Below are 13720 nucleotides of genomic sequence, written 5' to 3'. Positions count from 1 at the left end.
CTTTGTGGTGGAGTCGCTGAATTCGCGGAATCCGCGGAAAAGGGCATGGGGAATCGCCACGGGGCGCATGCGAAAGGCGCCCGCGGGAAGTCCGCGCGCGCCGATGCGGGCGCGCGGAAAGTGGTGAAGGTGAGGGTGAAGGTCGAGGTGATGGCGTGGCGGACGCGCGGGTATGCGGCGGTCGGAGACCGCAGGGAGGTTGCACGCCCGGCGGCGTCATGGCGCGGCGCACGGCACGCGTGTGTGAGCGGTGCTCAGTACCGCGGTACTCGGCAGCGCATTACTGAGGGCGGCCCTCTGGCCCGCCCGGGCCTCACTCGGAGGCCGGGAACCCTACTGTTCGTTGGCCCAAGGCCGACCCGGCAGTCACGGCGGAAATGCTAGGGGAATACGCGCGAACAGGCAATGCCCGTTCTCTCGGAACGGGACAGAAACAGGAACGGAATGAGAAGGGGAGGGGAGAAGAGGCAGGGAAGAGGGAGGGGCGGGGAAGGGAAACGGGAAGGGGAAGGGGGCCGGGACAGGGACCGGAACCGGGTCATGGTGGACCGCCGGCACCCGTCCGTGGTCGACTCCCTGCCATGAGTCTGTCGGTCGATGTGTACGTGCCCCGTGCGGAGGGCGGCATCGAGGTGCTGGACGTTCCGCCCGGGCGCTCCGACGCGGCGGGCCGGGAGAGTTGGCGCACCGAGGTGTGGGGCTCCGAACCGGTCCGTTCGCTGGGCGCGCGTTTCCTTCCGCGGCTGGCCATCGAGGACCTCGCCGTGGCGCCGGACGAGGTGTCCGCCTTCATCGCCGAGTGCGACCTCGTCCGTACGCACGCGGCGCGGATCGCGGAACACCTGGGGGCGGGACCGGAGACAGGGACAGAGGCAGGGACAGAGGCAGAGCCAGAGGCGGGGCCGAATACGGGACTGGCGGGGCCGGGCACGTCCGCGGAGTGGCACGCCGACGAGGTGAGCCGTTACCTGGACAACATCCTGGACGCGGCGCGCCGGGCGTCGGACGTGGGCGGCGGGATCATCATCTGGTAGCCGAGCGGCCCGCCGACCGCGTGTCGGCGCCTCAGGTTGCCCGCCCTCCGAAAGAGTGGTCTAGCGCACTTTTGCAAGCGCCTGCTTGCAATAGTTAGCACGGGTGGTGCACGGTGGGGGCATGGCATCGCTCAACGTCGGCAATCTCGGTGAGTACCTGCGGGACCAGCGGCGCAACGCGCAGCTGAGTCTGCGGCAGCTCGCCGAGGCCGCCGGGGTGTCCAATCCGTATCTGAGCCAGATCGAGCGCGGGCTGCGCAAGCCGAGCGCGGAGGTGTTGCAGCAGGTCGCCAAGGCGCTGCGGATCTCCGCGGAGACGCTGTACGTCCGTGCCGGGATCCTCGACGCCGAGCGGGACCGGGACGAGGTGGAGACGCGTGCGGTCATCCTCGCCGACCCGACGCTCACCGAGCGGCAGAAGCAGGTGCTGCTGCAGATCTACGAGTCGTTCCGCAAGGAGAACGAGTTCGAGATCAAGACTGTCGAGGACGCTCTGGACGGCGTTGACGACGCCGACGGCCGTGATGCCGATGCCGCGAAGAACGATCCGCTCCACCCGCAGGACCCGCAGAACCCGCACGACCAGCAGTCCTCCGCGAGTTGACCGGAGCCGGCACGGCCGGACGGGGCACGACCGTGCCCCGTTCGGAACGGTCCGGTCGGCCGCGGAGCCCCGACAGACAAAACCCTCACGCACCACGCGATAGCGATTCCGGGAGGACCATCACCATGGCCATCACCGACGACCTGCGCAAGACGCTCAGCGACCCGACCCCCCTCTACTTCGCCGCCGGCACCGCCGACCTGGCCATCCAGCAGGCGAAGAAGGTGCCGGGCATCGTCGAGCAGCTGCGTGCCGAGGCGCCGGCCCGTATCGAGGCCGTTCGGGGCATCGACCCGAACACCGTCCAGGAGAAGGCTTCCGCCCGCGCCAAGGAGGCGCAGGAGACCATCCAGACCAGGGTGACCGGCTTCATCAGCACTCTGGACACCGACCTGAAGAAGATCGGTGAAACCGCTCAGGACATCGCCCTGCGCGGTGTCGGCGTCGCCGCCGAGTACGCCGTGAAGGCGCGCGAGACCTACGAGAAGGTCGCCGAGCACGGCGAGCAGACCGTGAAGACCTGGCGCGGCGAGGCGGCCGAGGAGATCGAGGAGCTGGCCATCGCCGTCGAGGGCAGCCCCGAGCCGGCCGCGGGCACGATCGAGAAGCCCGTCGTGGTCGCGGCCGAGCCCGCCCCGGCGAAGAAGGCCCCGGCCAAGAAGGCTCCGGCCGCCCGCAAGGCCACTCCCGTCACGGCCAAGAAGTCGACGCCGCCCGCCAAGTAGGGCGCCGACGCGGCCGGGCGGGCCGCGGGCGACGTACGTCATCGCCTGACTCACGTACGTCGTCGCTTGACTCACGTACGTCATGACGGCGGATCCGTGTCACGAGAACGGGCCGGGCGCTCCGGGCACTATCGGAGTTCCCGGCCCGTTCTGCGGGTACGGTGACCGCGTAGGGACGACGACTCGACTCGGGTGGTGGGCAAAGTGCTCTTGACGGCATTCGGCGGCCTCATGTGGCTGCTCTTCACCGCCATGCTGGTGCTGGCGGTGGTGGCGCTGGTCATGGCCGGTCTGGCCCGTGAGGACGCCTACCGCGCGGCCGGCAAGCAGAGCAAGATGTTCTGGCTGATCATCCTTGGGCTCGCAGTGACCGTGAACCTGCTGGTGCCGATGCTCTTCCTGCAGATCGCGTTCCTCGTCGCCACGATCGTCTTCTTCGTGGACGTCCGGCCCGCCCTCAGGCAGGTGTCGGGCGGCGGCCGCGGCGGTCGCGGCGGAAGCAGCAGCGACGGCCCGTACGGGCCGTACAACGGCGGGCGCTGATCCCGAGCCGGGGCCCTTCCGAGGGACCGCGGCCCGACCGACCGGGTCGAGCCGCGCTCCGCCCCGGGAGCCCGTCACCGTTCGCCCCCGAGCCCGCCACCGTCGCCACGTCCCACGCCGCCGGCCACGCGGAGCCCTACGCCACGCGGTCCAGCAGCAGGACCGCCACGTCGTCCGTCAGCTCGCCGCCGTTGAGGTCCCGTACCTCGTTGACGGCGGCCCGCAGCAGTTCCTCGCCGCGCAGGCCCTCGGCCAGCTGGCGGCGGACCATGTCCACCATCCCGTCCTGGCCGAGCCGCTCCTTGCCCTCGCCTGTCCGGCCCTCTATCAGGCCGTCCGTGTAGAGCATCAGACTCCACTCGCCGCCCAGCTCCACCTGCTGGCGCGGCCACCGGGCGTTCGGCAGCAGACCGAGCGCCGGGCCGCCGTTCTCGTACGGCAGCAGCTCGGCGACGGGCGGCGGCCCGGCCCCCTCGGCCCCTCCGGTTCCCTCGGCGCCGACCAGGGCCCGGGAACGGGCCGGGCGCGAGATCAGCGGAGCGGGGTGACCTGCCAGACACAGGCCCGCGCGGCGGCCGTCCGGTGCGATGTCCACCGTGCACAGCGTCGCGAAGATCTCGTCGCTGTCGCGCTCGTGCTCCAGGACCTGCTGGAGCGTCGACAGCAGCCGGTCGCCGCACAGACCCGCCAGCGTCAGCGCGCGCCAGGCGATCCGCAGCTCCACCCCCAGCGCGGCCTCGTCGGGGCCGTGCCCGCAGACGTCCCCGATCATGGCGTGCACGGTGCCGTCGGGGGTGCGGACCGTGTCGTAGAAGTCGCCGCCGAGCAGCGCGCGCGAGCGGCCGGGCCGGTAGCGCGCGGCGAACCGCAGCGAGGAGCCCTCCAGCAGCGGCGTGGGCAGCAGGCCCCGCTCCAGCCGCGCGTTCTCCTGCGCGCGCAGGGTGGACTCGGTCAGCCGTCGTTCGGCCCGGTCGGAACGCTTGCGCTCCACCGCGTAGCGGATCGCACGGCTCAGCAGCCGGCCGTCCAGCTCGTCGTGGAAGAGATAGTCCTGGGCGCCGACGCGTACGGCTTCCGTGCCGAGGTCGGTGTCCTCGGCGGGCGTGAGCGCGAGCACGGCGTGCCGGGGCGCGAGCCGCAGCACGTGCTTGAGCGTGGCGAGCTCGTCGTCCGCCGCTGACTCCGTCTCCGCCGCATCCTCCGACGTGGCCGTGGGGCCGGCCGCCGGGCTCACCACCGGGCCGGCCATCGAGCCGGCCGCCGGGCCGGGCGTCCGCAGGGCGAGGTCGAGCAGGATGCACTGGACGTCGTCGGTGAGCAGCCGCTCGGCCTCGGTGAGGTTGCGGGCGGTACGGACCCGGATCTGCCGGCCGGCCGCGTCCCGCAGTTCGGGCACGGTCAGCGCGCCGGCCGGATCGTCCTCGATCACGAGCAGCGTCAGCGGGGCGGCGTCGGCGGCGCCGCGGGGCACACCGCCGCGGTGGCCGGTGTCGCCGTGGGAGGCGTCGCCGTCGGTGCCGCGCCTCGTCGAGGACGGCTCGTGGCCGGACAGGGCGCCGGGTACGGGCGCGGCCTGTGCCGGTCCGCCGGGTGAAGCAGCGGCGTGAGCCTGACCACCTTCCACGGCGGGGATCGCTCTCTGCCGCGGTACGGGTACGGGCATCGTCTTGGGTTCCTTCCCTCCCCCCGAGGGCATGACGGGTCGAGGGATCTCGATCCACCGACGGGGACCATAGCGTCAGGCGCCGTCACAAAGGAATGGCGGCAGGGCGGACGCGGGGAAAACAGCCGCCGTCATATGCCGCATCCTGTACCGCAATTGGGCGGGATGTGCGCTTGTGCGGGATGACGTACATCACGCCCCGAGGGTTGAGCCCCCGCCGTGGACGTGCCGCGCATCACGTGCCGCAGGTCACGGCGTGGACGGCGCGCCGCCGGTACGGGGCCGTACCGGCGGCGTACCCGTACAGGAGTGACGTCCGGCGCCTTCGCACTCGCCCGGCGTGACCGTACTCGCCCCGCGCCTCCGCAGCCGGACGGCGCGCTCGCGGCCGACAGGCGCACGCACGGCACCGCGCGCCCCTACCGGCCGACGGACCGACGGCGCCCCGACCCGAAGCAACCGAACCGGCCGCATCAACCGAACCGGTCGAATCGACCGAACCGGTTCGATGGACCGAACCGGCCCCATCGACGGAACCGGCTGAGCCGGAACAAGCGCGCCCTACTTGTCAGGCCGTACGACCCCGAGTATCGGCATGGAGCCCGCCCCCGCGATCGTCACCGTACGGCCGGGGCGCGGCGCGTGGATGATCGCGCCGTCGCCTATGTACAGCGCGACATGGCTGGCGTCGGAGTTGTAGATGATGAGGTCGCCCGGGCGCATGGCCCCGACGGCGACGCGGTCGAGCTGCTTCCACTGCTCCTGCGAGGTGCGGGGGATGCCCTGCCCCGCGGCGGCCCACGCCTGCGAGGTGAGCCCGGAGCAGTCGAACGTCTTCGGCCCCTCGGCGCCCCACTCGTACGGCTTGCCGATCTGGGCCGTCGCGTACCGCACGGCCTTCTCGCCCTGGGTGGAGGCACTGCCGCCGGCGTCGTCGAGGACGCCGGAGTCCAGCCAGGCCGTCTGCGCCCTGTGCGCCGCCTGCTGCTCCAGCTTCGCCAGGCGCTCCTTCTCCTCCGTCTCCAGCTCCGACTCGACCTTCTCGGCGGCGGCGATCCGCTCTTCGACCTTCTTCTTGGCCTTGGCCTTGGCCTCGCGGTTGGCCTCCAGTTTCTTCCACTGGGCCGCCGCGTCGCGCGCGTACTGCTCCAAGTCCTTCTGGGTGCGCTCCATCTCGGCGAGCAGGCCCTTGGTCGCCTGATCGCCCTGGCGGATCCGGCCGGCTCCGTCCAGGAATTCCCGCGGGTCGTCGCTGAGCATCAGGTGGGCCTCGTCCGGCAGTCCGCCGGCGCGGTACTGGGCGCGGGCCGCGGCGCCCACGCGCTCCCGCAGATCGTCCAGCCGGGCCTTGCCCTCGACGATCTCGCGGGCGAGTCCGACGATCTGCGCGGACTGCTTGCCGGTCCGCTCCTCGGCGAGGTTGTAGGCGTCCGTGGCGGCCGCCGCGTCGTGGTAGAGCGTGTCCAGCTTCATGCGGACCGCTTCAAGATCCTTGGTACCCGGGGACGTCGGCGCCGGTGTCGGTGCCGGTGTCGGTATGGGTGTCGGCGTCGTGGGGGCCGCGTATGCCACCCCCGGCGCGGACAGGATGGCTGCCGCGCAGGCCAGGGCGATGGCCGTAGTGGTCACGCTCCGTACGCCGGATCCCATGGACCGACCCCCTTGAACTGATACACCGTCAGTAACCTACGAGCGCCCCGGGGATCGTGCCATGTCGGCGCGTCATACGACAGGGGCGGGCAAGAACTCCCTCCCGGCGGACCGGAGCTCTCCCGGCGGGCGGGAACTCCCCTCTCCGCGGCCCGTGCCTCCCCTCTCACCGCCCGTCCGGCGGCGATCTCCCTCGCGTTCCCCGCCCATGTGACGAACGACTCAGTGAGATCGTTCCCGCCGCGTGCGATTCCGTCACGCGGCCGGCGCCAACGCCTCCCACCGCACCGTCACTTCGCCCTGCCGCCAGCGCGTCACCCCGTCCGTGACCGGCCAGTCGGCCGTCAGGTCGCGGACCGCCCGGACCCAGCGCTGACGGGCGCCGTACGAGGCGTACGGGGCGGCGGCCGCCCACGCGCGGTCGAAGTCGCGCAGGAAGGCGTGCGTCGGCTCGCCGGGGACGTTGCGGTGGATGAGGGCCTTGGGAAGGCGTTCCGCGAGGTCGGACGGCCGGTCCAGGGAGCCGAGGCGGGTGGCGAACGTGACGGTCCGCGGGCCCTCGGGGCCGAGGGCGACCCACACGTGGCGGCGGCCGATCTCGTCGCAGGTGCCCTCGACGAGGAGCCCGCCGCGGGAGGTGGCGTCCGCCGGTGCCAGGCGCCCGCACAGCCGGGCCCACACGGCGGCGACCTCGGCCTCGTCGTACTGCCGCAGCACGTTCGCCGCGCGGATCAGCGTCGGCCGGGCGGGAAGCGGGATCTCGAAGCCGCCGTGCCGGAAGGTGAGGCCGTCGCGCTCGTACGGCTGCGCGGCGGCGACCCGGGCCGGGTCGATCTCGACGCCCACCACGCGCGCGTGTGGAGCGGTGGTACGCAGGCGCTGGAGCAGTTCGACGGCGGTCCAGGGGGCCGCTCCGTATCCGAGGTCGACCGCCACGGGGTCATCGGCGCGGCGCAGCTCGGCGCCGTGGGTGGCCGTGATCCAGCGGTCCATGCGGCGGAGGCGGTTCGGGTTGGTGGTCCCGCGCGTGACCGTCCCCACGGGTTTCGCTGCGCGGGCGTTCATGGGTCCAGGGTATGCGGCGCCTTTCGTGGTTACCCGTGCCGTGGCTGCCCGTGCAGTTGTCACCCGTCAGTTGTTGCCTGTCAGGTGTTGCCCGTGCCGTGGTCGCCGGTGTTCCGGCCCCCCCCGTGCTGGTGTGTGCGGGCGGGACGACCCGGCGGAGCCGACCGGTACGCAGAACGTGCTCGAACGGTTGAGCGAGTAACGGCAATGATTCGGCAAAGAGGAAATGAGGCGGGGTCTTCCGGCGTTCCAGGACTTGGCGGGCATTCCATGCCCGGCCACCGGCATGCCCGCTGCACGGTCCGTACGGGGCCGTAGAAGGAGGAACGCCACGTGAGCCAGTACGTGAGCAGGCTCGGGCGCCGCTCTCCGGCGGCCTCCGCGAGGCTCCGCCCGTACCGCAGGCCCCGCCGCGTGGCGATGCTCTCCGTGCACACCTCACCCCTGCACCAGCCGGGCACCGGCGACGCGGGCGGCATGAACGTCTACATCGTGGAGCTGGCCCAGCGCCTCGCCGCGATCAACATCGAGGTCGAGATATTCACCCGCGCGACGACCGGCGCCCTGCCGCCCAAGGTGGAGCTCGCGCCCGGTGTCCTGGTCCGGCACGTCGACGCTGGCCCCTACGAAGGACTGGCCAAGGAGGACCTGCCTGCCCAGCTGTGCGCCTTCACGCACGGCGTGATGCAGGCATGGGCCGGCCACCGCCCCGGCTACTACGACCTGGTGCACTCGCACTACTGGCTCTCCGGCCACGTCGGCTGGCTGGCCGCCGAACGCTGGGGCGCCCCCCTCGTGCACGCGATGCACACGATGGCGAAGGTGAAGAACGCCGCCCTGGCCGAGGGCGACACCCCCGAGCCCGCCGCCCGCGTCATCGGCGAGACCCAGATCGTCCGCGCCGCCGACCGGCTCATCGCCAACACCTCCGAAGAGGCCGACGAGCTCGTACGGCACTACGAGGCCGAGCAGGGCAAGGTCGCGGTCGTCCATCCCGGCGTGAACCTCGACCGCTTCCGCCCGGCGGACGGACGCGCCGCCGCCCGGGCCCGGCTCGGTCTGCCGCAGGACGCCCTCATACCGCTCTTCGCGGGCCGTATCCAGCCCCTGAAGGCGCCCGACGTGCTGCTGCGCGCCGTGGCCGTGCTCCTGGACGAGCGCCCCGAGCTCCGCTCGAACATCGTCGTGCCCGTGGTGGGCGGCCCGAGCGGCAGCGGCCTCGCCAAGCCCGAGGGGCTGCAGAAACTCGCCGCCCGGCTGGGCATCGCCGACGTGGTGTGCTTCCGGCCGCCGGTCGACCAGGAACAGCTCGCGGACTGGTTCCGGGCCGCGTCCGTCCTGGTGATGCCCTCCTACAGCGAGTCCTTCGGGCTCGTCGCGATCGAGGCGCAGGCGGCGGGCACACCGGTGCTCGCGGCCGCGGTGGGCGGCCTGCCGGTCGCGGTCCGCCACAAGGAGACAGGCTTTCTGGTGCAGGGGCACGATCCCGTCGACTACGCGCGCGTGCTGCGCGACTTCGCCGACAACCGGGCGCTCCCGGACCGCATGGGCGCGGCCGCCGCCTGGCACGCGCAGTCCTTCGGCTGGGACACGGCCGCCGCGGCCACCGCCGACGTCTACACGGCGGCGGTGCACGAACACCGTCGTCACGTACGCTCCCACCATGGCTGAGACGGCGAACATGGAGGGCGCGGCACGGGCGGCGCGGGCGGCGGAGACCGTCGAGGAGGTCCTCAAGGACGCCGAACTGGAGTGGGAGAGCCCGGAACCGGGTCACTTCGTGGTGAAGCTCCCCGGCACCCGGAAACTGTCCACGACCGTCTCGCTGATCGTCGGCAGGCACTCCCTGTCGCTGAACGCCTTCGTGATCCGGCACCCGGACGAGAACGAGGGCGCGGTGCACCGCTGGCTCCTGGAGCGCAACCTCAAGCTCTACGGCGTGGGGTATGCCGTCGACCCGCTCGGCGACATCTACGTGGCGGGCAAGCTGCCGCTGGCCGCGGTCACCCCCGAGGAGATCGACCGGCTGCTCGGTTCGGTCCTGGAAGCAGCCGACGGCAGTTTCAACACCCTCCTGGAACTCGGTTTCGCGTCCGCGATCCGCAAGGAGTACGCCTGGCGGGTGTCCCGCGGCGAGTCCACCCGCAATCTCGACGCGTTCACCAACCTGACCCAGCGTCCGACCGACTGATCACCGCCTGATTACCGCCTGATCACCGCCTGACCAACGGACTGGGGCAATCCTTCCCGGTGGCACCCGTCGCGCGGTGACATGCGCATGGGCACCTTCGACTCGCACCGCGGCATGCCCTTCGCGAACGTCCGCACCGACATCACCGTCCACAACGACGGCCGCCACGGTGGTGACGCGAGCGCGGGCCCCCTCTTCGGCGCCCGCTTCACCCACTGGAACATCCGCGTCACCAACGGCCGGGCCGGCCTGATGAGGATCGACGGCCTCGCCCCGTACAGCACCACCGTCGGCATCAACGAGGTGACGGAGTTCGACCAGATCGACGTACCCGACTTCGCCGGACCGCCGCACTCCCGTCTGGAGCTGTACGGGACGAGGGACGCGGTACACCCCCGCAACCTGTACGAAGCTCAGCGCGAGGCCGCGCGGTAGCGTCCCGGCGCCACCCCGACCAGCCGTTTGAAGTGGCGGGTCAGATGCGACTGGTCGTAGAAGCCGGTCTCCGCGGCGACGTCCCCCGGAGTGCGGCCCTCCAGCAGCAGCCGGCGGGCGCGCTCCACCCGCCGCGACATCACGTACTGGTGCGGCGGTATCCCGAAGGCGCCGCTGAAGGCGCGCACCAGGTGGGCGGGGTGCGCGTGGACGAGTCCCGCCGCTTCCCGGAGGGTCACGCCGTCCAGGAGGCGCTCGTCGAGGAGGTCGCGCAGTCGGTGGGCGAGCGGGGGGTCGGCGTCGGGTGCGTCCTTGACGACTGCGGGCCGCAGATGACCGCGCAGCCGCTCCCCGATCAGCGTCAGCCTGCTCTCCGCCTCCAGCTCGTCGCCGGGGCGGGCGAGAGCGGTGTGCAGTTGCCCGACGCGCCGGCGCAGCACGGGGTCGACGAAGTCGGGGGTGTCCACGGCCGGCCCGATGTACGTCTCGTCGAGCCGGCTGAGGTCCAGGTACAGGACCCGTTTGCGGAAGCCGTCCGCGGTGATGGGCGAGCCGTTGTGCGCGACGTGCGGCGGGAGCAGCGAGACCGTGCCGTCGGGGGTGCCGTGTTCGTGCCGGTCGAGGTCGTACCGCACCGCACCGGCGTCGACGATCAGCAGCGTCCACGCGTCGTGGACGTGCATCGGGTACGCGTACTCGGTGAAGTGGGCGTGGAAGACCTCCACGACGCCTGGCACGCTCGGGCGCCAGGCGGAGACCTCACGCCGGACCACCATGCAAAGAACGTACAAGACGTTCCCGTACGCCGGTCGGCAGTCTCACCGTATGAGCAGCGAGACCCCTGAGAACGCCCAGGCCCCCATCCGTTTCGACACCAAGATCGCTGTGCTGCTGCGGGAGGACCTCGAGCCGTGGCAGCGGCTGAACGTGACCGCGTTCCTCGTGAGCGGCCTCGGCCCGTCGGTCCCCGAGGTGGTGGGAGAGCCGTACGCGGACGCCGACGGTGTCGGTTACCTGCCGATGTTCCGCCAGCCGGTGCTGGTCTTCGAGGGCACGAAGGAGACGCTGAAGGCGGCCCACACCAAGGCCCTGTCCCGCGCCCTGCCCCGCGCGCTGTTCACCTCCGACCTGTTCTCCACGGGCAACGACCGCGACAACCGGGCGGCCGTACGGGCCGTACCGACCGCGGAGCTGGACCTGGTCGGCCTCGCGGTGTACGGCCCGCGCAACGCGGTGGACAAGGTGGTGAAGGGGGCGCGGATGCACCACTGAGGCGTACGGGGTGTGGCTGTGGACGTACGTGTGTACGTGTGTACGGGTGTACGGCCCGCGGTCCTACGGGGCGCTGACCCCGGGCTTCGCGGTGGTGGTTTCCGAGGGGGGAGACGGGGGAGGCAGCGGGAGGTCGGCGGCGGGCTCCGCGGTGGGGGGCAGGGGCGGGGGGAGGGGCAGGTCGGTGGGGGGTTCCTCGTCCGGCAGCCGCCGCATCAGGAACCCGTACCCCGCGCCGGCCACGGTGCCGACGACCGCGCACACGCCCCACAGCCACTCGGCCCCGTAACGGTCGATGACGACGCCGGACATCAGGGGCGCGACGAGGGCGGCGACGGACCAGGACATCGTGTACATGCCCTGGTACCTGCCGCGGCCCTGCGTGGGGGAGAGGCGGACGACGATGCTGGTCTGGGTGGGCGCGTTGACGATCTCGGCGAGGGTCCAGACGCAGACGGTGAGCGCGAAGACGCCGACCGAGCCGGCGAAGGCGGTGAGCCCGAACCCGTACCCGGCCAGGAGCGATGAGACGACGAGCAGCCGCCGTGGATCCCGGTGCTGGATGAGACGGGTGACCGGGATCTGGAGTACGACGATCAGGACGCCGTTGACCGCGATCACCAGGCCGTAGTCGGCGGGCGTGAACCCTGCCGCGCCCATCGCCACCGGCAGGCCCACGAACCCCTGCTGGAAGATCAGCGCGACGAGGAAGGACAGCCCGACGACGCTCATGAACCGCCCGTCGCGCAGGACTGTCCGAAGGCCCACCTCGGGCTCGCCCGGCTCCTTGCGGACCTGCTCGGGCCGTGACTCGGGCAGCTTCACGAAGATGACGACCGCGCAGGCCATCGTCATCGCGGCCTCGATGAGGAAGCCGGCGAGGTAGCTGTACTCCGCGATGAACCCGGCGGCGGTGGAGGAGACGGCGAAACCCAGGTTGATGGCCCAGTAGTTGAGCGAGAAGGCCCGGACCCGGTCCTCCGGCCGGACGATGTCGGCCATCATCGCCTGCACGGCGGGACGGGACGCGTTGCTGGCCATGCCGACGAGGAAGGCGACGGCCGCGATCGAGACCGGGTCGTGCACGAAGCCGAGCAGCGCGACGGAGACCGCGGTGGACGACTGCGCGATGAGCAGGGTGGGCCGTCGGCCGAGCCGGTCGGTCATCACCCCCGCGCCGAGGGAGGAGATGACTCCGCCGAGCCCGTGGAGCGAGGCGACGAGTCCGGCGTACGAGGCGGAGTAGCCGCGGTCGAGTGTGAGGTACAGGGCCATGAAGGTGGCGACGAAGGCGCCGAGCCGGTTGACGAGCGTGCTGGTCCACAGCCACCAGAACTCGCGGGGGAGCCCGGAGACGGTCTCGCGGGCGGCACGTCTCACGCTCAGGGACGTGAACGGCATCGGGGACCCCCAGGTTCTGCTGAGCGGAGCTCAGGTATGCGGCAGGTAAGCGGTGCTTGGCAAAGTAAGCGGCGCTTGCAGGCGCAGGTAAGCGGTGCTTGCGGCGAGCACAACTTACGAGGGTGGGTTCGGGGGCAGCCAGTCAATTAACAGAAGTCGTCAAGTGACGGAGGGGGCGGGCGGCGCTCTCCCGCCGCCGGTGCCGTGCGGGTGTCCGCCTCCCGGGCGGGCGAGCGAACGCCGCGGGGCGTCGATTACGCTCGGGCCCATGGCCGACGCACCGTACAAGCTGATCCTCCTCCGCCACGGCGAGAGCGAATGGAACGCGAAGAACCTGTTCACCGGCTGGGTGGACGTCAACCTCACCGAGAAGGGCGAGAAGGAGGCAGTCCGCGGCGGTGAGCTGCTCAAGGACGCCGGTCTGCTGCCCGACGTCCTCCACACCTCCCTCCAGAAGCGCGCGATCCGCACGGCGCAGCTCTCCCTCGAGTCGGCGGACCGCCACTGGATCCCCGTTCACCGCTCCTGGCGCCTGAACGAGCGTCACTACGGCGCGCTGCAGGGCAAGGACAAGGCGCAGACCCTCGCGGAGTTCGGCGAGGAGCAGTTCATGCTGTGGCGCCGCTCGTACGACACGCCGCCGCCCCCGCTCGAGGACGGCACGGAGTTCTCCCAGTCCGACGACCCGCGCTACGCGACGATCCCCCCGGAGCTGCGCCCCCGCACGGAGTGCCTCAAGGACGTCGTCGTCCGCATGCTCCCGTACTGGTACGACGGCATCGTCCCGGACCTCCTGGCGGGCCGCACGGTCCTGGTCGCGGCCCACGGCAACTCGCTGCGCGCCCTGGTCAAGCACCTCGACGGCGTCTCGGACGAGGACATCGCGGGCCTGAACATCCCGACGGGCATCCCGCTGACCTACGAACTCGACGCCTCCTTCAAGCCACTGAACCCCGGCGGCACGTACCTGGACCCGGCGGCAGCCAAGGCGGCAATCGAGGCCGTGAAGAACCAGGGCAAGAAGAAGTAGCCGATATTGATGGAGCCCCCTACCTGCGGGTTGTCCGCCGGTAGGGGGCTTTTGTTGTGTCCGGGCCGTTCCTCGGCCGGGTGCATGTCGGCGGTTGCGTCGGCGCG

General features: G+C 71.6%; 13 protein-coding genes and 1 pseudogene. 9 read left to right on the top strand and 5 right to left on the bottom strand.

What is annotated here, in order from left to right; genetic code table 11:
• Positions 1-581: 581 nt before the first annotated feature.
• The 4 genes from ACFYXC_RS30575 to ACFYXC_RS30560 all read left to right on the top strand — a co-directional run bounded on the left by ACFYXC_RS30575 (position 582) and on the right by ACFYXC_RS30560 (position 2906).
• On the top strand, positions 582-1034 hold the full coding sequence (locus ACFYXC_RS30575; protein WP_389555225.1) for a hypothetical protein: 453 nt from the start codon (positions 582-584) through the stop codon (positions 1032-1034).
• Between the two features lie 121 nt (positions 1035-1155).
• Complete coding sequence (locus tag ACFYXC_RS30570; RefSeq protein WP_389555223.1) at positions 1156-1638, top strand: helix-turn-helix domain-containing protein; 483 nt, start codon at positions 1156-1158, stop codon at positions 1636-1638.
• A gap of 125 nt (positions 1639-1763) precedes the next feature.
• Positions 1764-2363, top strand: coding sequence for a hypothetical protein (locus ACFYXC_RS30565; RefSeq protein ID WP_388923012.1), 600 nt, complete (start codon positions 1764-1766; stop codon positions 2361-2363).
• 204 nt (positions 2364-2567) lie between these two features.
• Complete coding sequence (locus ACFYXC_RS30560) at positions 2568-2906, top strand: DUF2516 family protein (RefSeq protein ID WP_388923015.1); 339 nt, start codon at positions 2568-2570, stop codon at positions 2904-2906.
• Between the two features lie 136 nt (positions 2907-3042).
• Here ACFYXC_RS30560 and ACFYXC_RS30555 read toward each other — a convergent pair whose 3' ends face one another.
• From ACFYXC_RS30555 to ACFYXC_RS30545, 3 genes are all read right to left on the bottom strand, one after another.
• Complete coding sequence (locus ACFYXC_RS30555) at positions 3043-4569, bottom strand: PP2C family protein-serine/threonine phosphatase (RefSeq protein WP_389555221.1); 1527 nt, start codon at positions 4567-4569, stop codon at positions 3043-3045.
• 561 nt (positions 4570-5130) lie between these two features.
• A complete protein-coding gene (locus ACFYXC_RS30550; protein ID WP_389555219.1) occupies positions 5131-6219 on the bottom strand; it encodes an NlpC/P60 family protein in 1089 nt (362 codons plus the stop codon).
• Positions 6220-6474: 255 nt separating this feature from the next.
• Positions 6475-7284, bottom strand: a complete 810-nt coding sequence (locus tag ACFYXC_RS30545; RefSeq protein WP_389555218.1) for a class I SAM-dependent methyltransferase — start codon at positions 7282-7284, stop codon at positions 6475-6477.
• A 333-nt stretch (positions 7285-7617) separates the two neighbouring features.
• Here ACFYXC_RS30545 and mshA point away from each other — a divergent pair, with 333 nt between their 5' ends.
• From mshA to ACFYXC_RS30530, 3 genes and pseudogenes are all read left to right on the top strand, one after another.
• Positions 7618-8955: a D-inositol-3-phosphate glycosyltransferase gene (mshA, locus tag ACFYXC_RS30540; protein ID WP_388923027.1), complete on the top strand. Its 1338-nt coding sequence runs from the start codon at positions 7618-7620 to the stop codon at positions 8953-8955.
• A complete protein-coding gene (locus ACFYXC_RS30535; protein ID WP_389555216.1) occupies positions 8948-9475 on the top strand; it encodes a YbjN domain-containing protein in 528 nt (175 codons plus the stop codon). The genes mshA and ACFYXC_RS30535 overlap by 8 nt, the downstream gene beginning before the upstream one ends.
• A 69-nt stretch (positions 9476-9544) precedes the next feature.
• A pseudogene (locus ACFYXC_RS30530) lies at positions 9545-9910 on the top strand (hypothetical protein); the annotation flags it as partial.
• On the opposite strand, the gene ACFYXC_RS30525 reads toward ACFYXC_RS30530, so the two are convergent.
• Positions 9889-10686 carry an AraC family transcriptional regulator gene (locus tag ACFYXC_RS30525; protein ID WP_389555214.1) on the bottom strand — a complete coding sequence of 266 codons (798 nt, stop codon included), beginning with the start codon at positions 10684-10686 and terminating at the stop codon, positions 9889-9891. The pseudogene ACFYXC_RS30530 and the gene ACFYXC_RS30525 sit on opposite strands and share 22 nt — an antisense overlap.
• 49 nt (positions 10687-10735) lie before the next feature.
• Between ACFYXC_RS30525 and ACFYXC_RS30520 the strand changes: the two genes are divergently transcribed.
• The gene (locus ACFYXC_RS30520; protein WP_389555212.1) at positions 10736-11182 is read left to right on the top strand and encodes a DUF2000 family protein; all 447 of its coding nucleotides are present in this window, start codon (positions 10736-10738) and stop codon (positions 11180-11182) included.
• 63 nt (positions 11183-11245) lie between these two features.
• On the opposite strand, the gene ACFYXC_RS30515 is transcribed toward ACFYXC_RS30520, so the two are convergent.
• Positions 11246-12583: an MDR family MFS transporter gene (locus tag ACFYXC_RS30515; RefSeq protein WP_389555210.1), complete on the bottom strand. Its 1338-nt coding sequence runs from the start codon at positions 12581-12583 to the stop codon at positions 11246-11248.
• 268 nt (positions 12584-12851) lie between these two features.
• Between ACFYXC_RS30515 and ACFYXC_RS30510 the strand changes: the two genes are divergently transcribed.
• Positions 12852-13613 (top strand): phosphoglyceromutase, encoded by a 762-nt coding sequence (locus ACFYXC_RS30510; RefSeq protein ID WP_388923044.1) that lies wholly within the window; start codon positions 12852-12854, stop codon positions 13611-13613.
• Positions 13614-13720: the final 107 nt, after the last annotated feature.

The sequence above is a fragment of the Streptomyces sp. NPDC002701 genome (assembly GCF_042889045.1).
Taxonomy (GTDB): Bacteria; Actinomycetota; Actinomycetes; order Streptomycetales; family Streptomycetaceae; genus Streptomyces.
Note: the sequence above shows the minus strand (reverse complement) of the source record. Positions and strands in the feature narration are given on the sequence as shown.